Annotated in this window: 5 protein-coding genes; all 5 read right to left on the reverse strand. The window is 61.8% G+C overall.

Features of this window, described 5'->3' with window-relative positions; all coding sequences use genetic code 11:
• Window positions 1-449: 449 nt before the first annotated feature.
• The 5 genes from Q0K00_RS10945 to Q0K00_RS10965 all read right to left on the reverse strand — a co-directional run bounded on the left by Q0K00_RS10945 (window position 450) and on the right by Q0K00_RS10965 (window position 6,420).
• Window positions 450-2,564, reverse strand: coding sequence for a methyl-accepting chemotaxis protein (locus Q0K00_RS10945; protein ID WP_297229468.1), 2,115 nt, complete (start codon window positions 2,562-2,564; stop codon window positions 450-452).
• Window positions 2,565-2,741: 177 nt separating this feature from the next.
• Window positions 2,742-4,361 carry an amidohydrolase gene (locus Q0K00_RS10950; protein WP_297229470.1) on the reverse strand — a complete coding sequence of 540 codons (1,620 nt, stop codon included), beginning with the start codon at window positions 4,359-4,361 and terminating at the stop codon, window positions 2,742-2,744.
• A 76-nt stretch (window positions 4,362-4,437) separates the two neighbouring features.
• On the reverse strand, window positions 4,438-5,067 hold the full coding sequence (locus Q0K00_RS10955) for a hypothetical protein (RefSeq protein ID WP_297229472.1): 630 nt from the start codon (window positions 5,065-5,067) through the stop codon (window positions 4,438-4,440).
• Entirely contained in the window at window positions 4,998-5,819 is an 822-nt protein-coding gene (locus tag Q0K00_RS10960) for a sodium/glutamate symporter (RefSeq protein ID WP_297229474.1), read from the reverse strand. The genes Q0K00_RS10955 and Q0K00_RS10960 overlap by 70 nt, the downstream gene beginning before the upstream one ends.
• Before the next feature lie 22 nt (window positions 5,820-5,841).
• A complete protein-coding gene (locus tag Q0K00_RS10965; RefSeq protein WP_297229476.1) occupies window positions 5,842-6,420 on the reverse strand; it encodes a phosphoribosyltransferase family protein in 579 nt (192 codons plus the stop codon).
• Window positions 6,421-6,815 lie beyond the last annotated feature (395 nt).

Below are 6,815 nucleotides of genomic sequence, written 5' to 3' on the forward strand. Positions count from 1 at the left end.
CGCTCGCTTGTTGGTTTGTCTGGTAACTTCCAACTTACCGAATGAGGAAAGGGTGAACAACCTATCGGAACACAACACCTAGAGCATTTTGCCTTTGAAAAAGGCAAAATGCGAGGCGGCAGCACAGCGCCGCCCGGCCAAAAGTAAGCGGAAAAACCGCGTTTTTTTCGCGAAACGACAGGCCGTATGGTTTGGAACGCGAAGCGCTTCAAACTGAAAATGCTCTAACAGACACGGCCCTGCGGGCCACCCGTTGGGGCGCTGCCAGCGCGGGAGGGGTCTCCCTTCCCCAGCGCGCTTTCACCGGGGGAAGAGTCAGAGACACGAGGATCCCTCGCCTCCAGCCGTTGCCCCACGCCGCAACAGTCCTCCTCATCTTGCCTTTGCCGAAAAGAAAGGGGCAACCGTCGCAAACGGTTGCCCCTGCAAGGTCTATCCAGGCTGGACGTTTATCCCTGCTTCATGCTCTCGATCAGGTTGCTCAACTCGTGCGACTGCCCGGCCAGGGTGTTGACGGCCGTAGCGGCCTCGTTCATGGCGGCCGCCGTCTGCGCCACCACGTCATTGACCTCGACGATGGACTTGTTGATCTCATCGCTGGCCGCGGACTGCTCTTCCGCCGCCGCGGCGATGGCCCGTACCTCATCGGCCGTGGTCTCCACATCACCAACGATCTGCTTCAGGGCTTCGCCGGACTGATTGGCGAAATCCGTCGCCTGTTCGATCTGCTCCACAGCATGATCCATGGACTCCACGCTCTTGGCCGTGCTGTCCTGGATGGCGCGGATGGCGCTGCCCACTTCCGTGGTGGAGGCCATGGTCTTTTCCGCCAGCTTGCGCACTTCATCGGCCACCACGGCAAAACCACGTCCGGCTTCGCCCGCCCGGGCGGCTTCGATGGCGGCATTGAGCGCCAGCAGGTTGGTCTGGTCGGCAATATCCGAAATGACGCTCATGATATTGCTGATGGACTGGGCATGATCATTGAGCTGGGTCATGTCCTTCTTGAGCTCGCTGGACATCTCATGCACCGTCTTGATGCTGCCCAGCGAACGCTGCACGATCTCCGCCCCGGCCTCAGCCTGCGAGCGCGTATTGGAGGACATGGTGGAAGCCTGCGCCGCGTTCCTGGCCACTTCCTGCACCGTGGAGTTCATTTCGTTCATGGCCGTGGCCGCTTCGGAAAGACGAGCATTGGCCACCTGCGCGCTCCGGTCGGACTGCTCGATCTGGGCGGAGAGCTGAGTGGAGGCGGTGGAAATGGCCTCCACCACGCTTTCCAGACGGCGTGCCGCTGCCAGCATACCTTCCCGCTTGGCGCCTTCGGCGGCCTTCTGAGCTTCCTGCGCGGCCTTCATGGCTTCGGTAGCTTCGCGGCCCTTGGCCTCGGCTTCGGCGCTCTTCACTTCCGCCGCCTTGATGTTCTCCTTCAGGCTGGTCACCATCACGCGCAGGGACTCGGCCAGCTTGCCGGTCTCATCCGTGCTGTGTACGTCCAGATTCCGTTCCAGATCACCGGCGGCCACCGCGTGAGCGAACTCCTGCGTCTTCCGCAAGGGAGTGACGATCATGCGCGTGATCAGCAGAGCAAGCAGGATGCCCACCACGAGCATCACCACGATCACGCCGATGATGAGCTTTTCCGAACGTTCCAGACCAGCGTCGCTCTCGTCAAGGAAGTCGACAAGGATCTTGCGTATGGATTTTTCAAACTCGTTGAGGGCGGCAAGCGCGGCAAAATAATGCGTCAGGCGGGCCTTGGTGAAGGCTTCGCGCTTTTCGAGGAGCGCGGCCAGATCTTCCGCATTGGAGGCGAAATCGTGCAGCTCGTTCCACACGTCATCGAACATGGCCCGGCACTCTTTCCGCAAGAGATACTGACGGATGCCTTCCATCTCTTCGAGCAGGCTGGCGCAGTTCTTGGGCACGGCATGGATACGGTCAAGGTCATTGGCACTCATGCCGACGAGCAGCTGCTGCAGGGCCGTGGAGGCATTCTCCAGCACGGAGGCCACGCGGGCCATGTTCTGGGCATACTGGATGCTTTCCTGCTGTCCGCCCTGGTTCACATATTCCGTCAGCGTGCCGCTCATGGTCGCGCTCAACTTCTTCAGCATACTGCGGGCCGACGTACTGGACGCGATGAGCTTGTCTCGCGTCTGGTAGATGTTCTGCAGCAGGGCCACGGCGTCAGCCACGGCCTTCTTGAAGGCCGTGTAGTCCTTGCCGAAGGCGGCCAGGAAATCGGTCGTATTCTGACCCGGATATTTCTTGTTGAACTCTTCCAGCTGGCTCAGCAACCCGTCGATGTTCTTCTCGAAATTCTGATACTCCTGCAGCTGCGCCGCATCTCCCGAATCCAGATAGATGCGCACCCGGTAGCCGGCCAACAGATAGGCCGCCTGGATCCTCGTCATCATCGCGTAGCGGGGAAAACGCTCATGCGTGACCTTGTTGGAGGCGTTGAGTCCGTCGGTAATGGCCAACTGCGCCATGATGCCTACACCAAGCGCCAGCAGCAGGACCAGCGCAAACCCCCCCGCAATCTTTTTTCCAATGCTCATGTTCACGGGAAACCCTTCTCGTTTGATGATTTTGACTGACCGTTCCTTTTTGACTGATAGTTCCTTTTATCGGTAACGCATCCAAAAAAATTACCGTGGCAGGCAAAAAAATAGCGTCTTTTCCCCTCTTCCGGCCGCCTTTGACGGCAGCGGAGGCGCAACCCCCATGATTTCCTGTCAATCCCGCCGCCGCAGATAGACGGTCTCCCCGCCCACCACAGTCTCCTGCACCTCGATGTCCCGCAATTTTTCGGGGGGACAGGTCAGCGGGTCGGTGCTCAGGACGATGAAGTCCGCCAGCTTGCCCGGCTCCAGCGAGCCCTTCTCGCCCTCCTCGAAATGCTGCCAGGCCACATTGATGGTATGCGCGCGCAGGGCGTCCAGGACCGGGATCCGCTCCTCGCCGCCCAGCAGCCTGCCCCCGGACGTGAGCCGGTTGACGCAGGCCCAGATGGAAAGGAAGGGCAGCACGGGCGTGATGGGCGTATCACAGTGGGAGGTGCAGACATGTCCGCGGTCCATGGCCGAGCGGATGGGGTCCATGCGCGCGGCCCGCTCCGGTCCGAGGAAGATGTCGTGATGCCTGTCCCCCCAATAATAGGTATGGGGAACGAAGAACGTGGGCGTGAAGCCCGCCGCCGCCAGCCGGTCCAGCTGGTCGTCGCGGATGGTCTGGGCATGGACGAGCGTGTGACGGCAGTCCGTGCGGGGATATTTGGCCTGCGCGGCTTCCAGCGCATCCAGCGCGTCGTCCACGGCGCCGTCCCCGTTGGCGTGGATGAGGAACTGTCCCTTGCGATGCGCCGCCTCGATGATGGCAAAGAGCTCCTCACGCGGATAGGCCGGATAGCCGCGCCAGTCCGCATCGCCCCGGAACGGCGTATGGTAGGGACGTGAAAGGTAGGCCGTAAAGCCCTGGATGGAGCCGTCGCTCATGATCTTGACGCCGCCGCGCCTCACCCGGTCGCCACGGCTCTGCAGGCGGGGATCGTCTCCGTCGAGGTAGTAATAGGGATTATAGTGGACACGCACGGCCAGCAGACCGCGATCGAAGGTCTCCAGCAGGGCCTCGGCTCCGTCGTAGTCCAGTACTCCGGCGTCCAGCGCCGTGGTGATGCCGCGCGCCGCGTAGACCTCGCGTGAGACGCGGGCGATGCTCCGCACCTTGTGCTCACGGGAGAACACCGGCAGGCGCGGCGAGACGAGATCAAAGAGCGCGCATTCCTCCACCACGCCGTGCAGGGAGCCGTCGGCATGGTGCCGGATGATGCCGCCTTCGGGATCGGGCGTATGTTCGTCGATGCCCAGCGCGGCAAAGCCCGCGCTGTTCAACACGCCGAAATGGATGGAGATGTGCTGCACGAACACGGGATGGCCGCAGCTTACGGCGTCCAGCTCCTCGCGGGTGGGGAAACGCTTCTCCGCCATGAGCGTATCGTCGAAGCCGTAGGCGAGTATCCACTCTCCCGCGGGCGTGCGTTCGGCCCGTTCCCGCAGGCGGGCGAGACAATCGTCCAGACTGCGGCAGACGCCGATGGGCGGCGAGTTGAGATCCTCCCAGTCCAGCATGTCCGCCGTCAGGAGGATATGCCCGTGCGCGTCGCAAAAGCCGGGCATGACGGTCTGCCCTTCCATGTCGCGCAGGCGGGTCTCCGGCCCCACGAACCTCTCCAGCTCCTCGCGTGTGCCCACGGCAAGGATGCGCTCTCCGGCAAGCGCCATCGCCGGGGCCACGCTGTTGCGGGCATCCAGCGTGAGGATGGCGGCGTTGTAGAGCAGCTGGTCGGCACAGGTCATAAACATCTCCTTTGTGGGGGATGTCCGGCGCGACGAAAAGCCGCTGCGTCGGTGGTCCCCGCCGTGCTTGCGCCCATCAGAAGGCGGGTTTGCGTATCATCTTCAGGAAGTAGACTATCACGGGCAGCACGACGGCCAGTCCCAGGAATATCCAAAGCAGCGGGAAGCTCGCGTTGGGCGCGTTGGGCATGGCCAGCGTGATGGTCGTATCGAAAATAAAGAGCAGACAGACGTTCATCACGCCGATCTCCACGGCCACCGGCGTACGGAAATCCGGGTCCACGATGCGCAACAGCAGCAGGCCGGAGGCCGCCGTGCCCGTACAATAGCCGAACAGGGCCAGACAGCGTTCAAAACCGTATTCGGGGCAGCGCCTTCCGAACCAGAGGCAGAGCCCGAGCGTGAGGACCGAGGCCAGCACGACGGCAAGGGAGAAGGGAAGGAAGATGTCCTCGAGGCTTTTCAGACTGATCCCCATGAAGACGGAACAGATCATGAAGTCCACCAGCATGTTGGTGAGGCGGTGGCAGGTGGCGTCATCCAGCAGGTGGATACAGCCCGTCCAGACCATGATCTTGCGTATGCCCATGGCGATGAGCATCCCCCAGAAGAACATCATGCCGAAACCAAAATCTTTCATGATCCCAGACATGTAGAGCGTCCAGACCACGCCCACCAGATAGGCCAGGGCATACGTCCCGGCCATGAGCCCCAGATGGAAGCCGAAGGAGTCGATATTGGCCGGATGGGTGGTACTGTACGCGCAGGCGGGCCTGTCCGCGACATCGCGAAGACCGCACAGGAGCGCCCTGGAAAGGCCGCTCCCCCCTTCTTGCGGCTCACCCAGCCGTGCCTGATGCCGTAAAGGGCCAGCGGCACCCCCACGAGCCCGGCCACCAGGAAGCCCACGGCCGCGAAGGCCAGCCCCGTATTGATGGCGTTGGCGACATGGTAGGTTTTTTCCCATATGCTGGCGTAAGACAGCGTCTGCCCCGGTCCCTGCGTGAAGCCCGCACCGAGCAGGTAGCCGTTGACGGTCTCAAAGCCGCCGCCGAACAACGCCGCCCAGCCGGAAAAGATGCCCTTGCCGAGCAGGGCCTGCAGGCAGAACATCATGGTGAAGAGCAGGGCTATCCAGAGCGCGCCGCGCAGCACGACCTTGCTGCTGTCCGAGGCGCGGGCCGTTTCCAGAAAGCCGATGCCCACGAAACTGAAGGCGAAAAGATGGAAGGTCAGCACGCCGAACGGCGTATGGTCCAGGACTTTCCAGCCCTGCGTGCTGGGGGCCCCCAGCCAGCCGGCATTGACCAGCACGAAGCCGATGAGGCCGCCGATGATCGAGGCAGGAAAGAGGATGCGCTGGAAAAAACGCACTTTGGCCCGCAGGAAAACACCCAGCATGAGCATGATGCCGAGCCACAGGAACGCTATGAGGTTGGGGAAAAAGGTCGCTTCCATCCGTTGTCTCCAGACGCAAGGGTTACGAGAGGGACTCGATGGGAGTCAGCGTTCCGTCAGGATTGGGCCGAAAGACATAGTGTTCCTTGAGATAGATGATGTCCTTTCGGTGCACGGATTCCAGCTCCGCGAGGATGGCCGCGCGGGCGACCACATGCGCGCCCGCCGCCGTCGCCAGCGTTTCCAGGGCCTCCAGGGATTCGCCGGTGGCGATGACGTCATCGATGAGGGCCACCCGTTTGCCGCGGATCTTCTCGGCGTCGCACCCGTCCAGCCAGAGCTGCTGTTCCTTGCGGGTCGTGACGGAACGCACCGAATGGGACACCGGGTTCTGCATGTACGGCTTGCGGCTCTTGCGGGCCACGATGAACTCGTTCATGCCGAGCAGGCGGCTCAGTTCATAGGTCAGACAGATGCCCTTGGCCTCGGCGGTCATGAGCATGTCCACTTCCGGCAGACGCTTGAGCAGTTCGGGCGCCACGGTGCGGATGAGTTCCGTGTCCGAAAGCACCACGAAGCTGGCCAGCACCAGCCCATCCTCCACCTCGACAAAGGGCAGCTTGCGCTTCAACCCCATGATCTCGAAATCGAAATACCGCATCCTCACTCCATCTCCCTGTTCATTCGATGTATCCCGGGGCCTGCCGGAACAAACGTTGCGACCCATCGCAAGCCAATGCGCATCAGCGCCCCATGCCTTGCCTGCCTTCGCTGGACGCTCGCAGCATGTCCCTCTCCAGAGAAGGACGCCGGGGCGGGGGTACCCCTCCCGCGGGAGGTGGGAGCCCCCTTCCCCGGCTGACTGCATGTCATGTCAGCAGGTCCTGGCCCGATCTTGCGGATAAAAACCGCTCCCCAACCTATGCCTTTCTTCTACTGAGGGCAAGATATGCGGGCCAAGTGGTACAAAACCGGCTTTTCTAGGTGGTGTCGTCAAATTAAATAGTATGTTATAATCTCTTCACTTACAATGAGGAGAGACTATATGGCGGCACA

It is taken from the genome of uncultured Desulfovibrio sp., from assembly GCF_944327235.1.
Lineage (GTDB): Bacteria > Desulfobacterota > Desulfovibrionia > Desulfovibrionales > Desulfovibrionaceae > Desulfovibrio.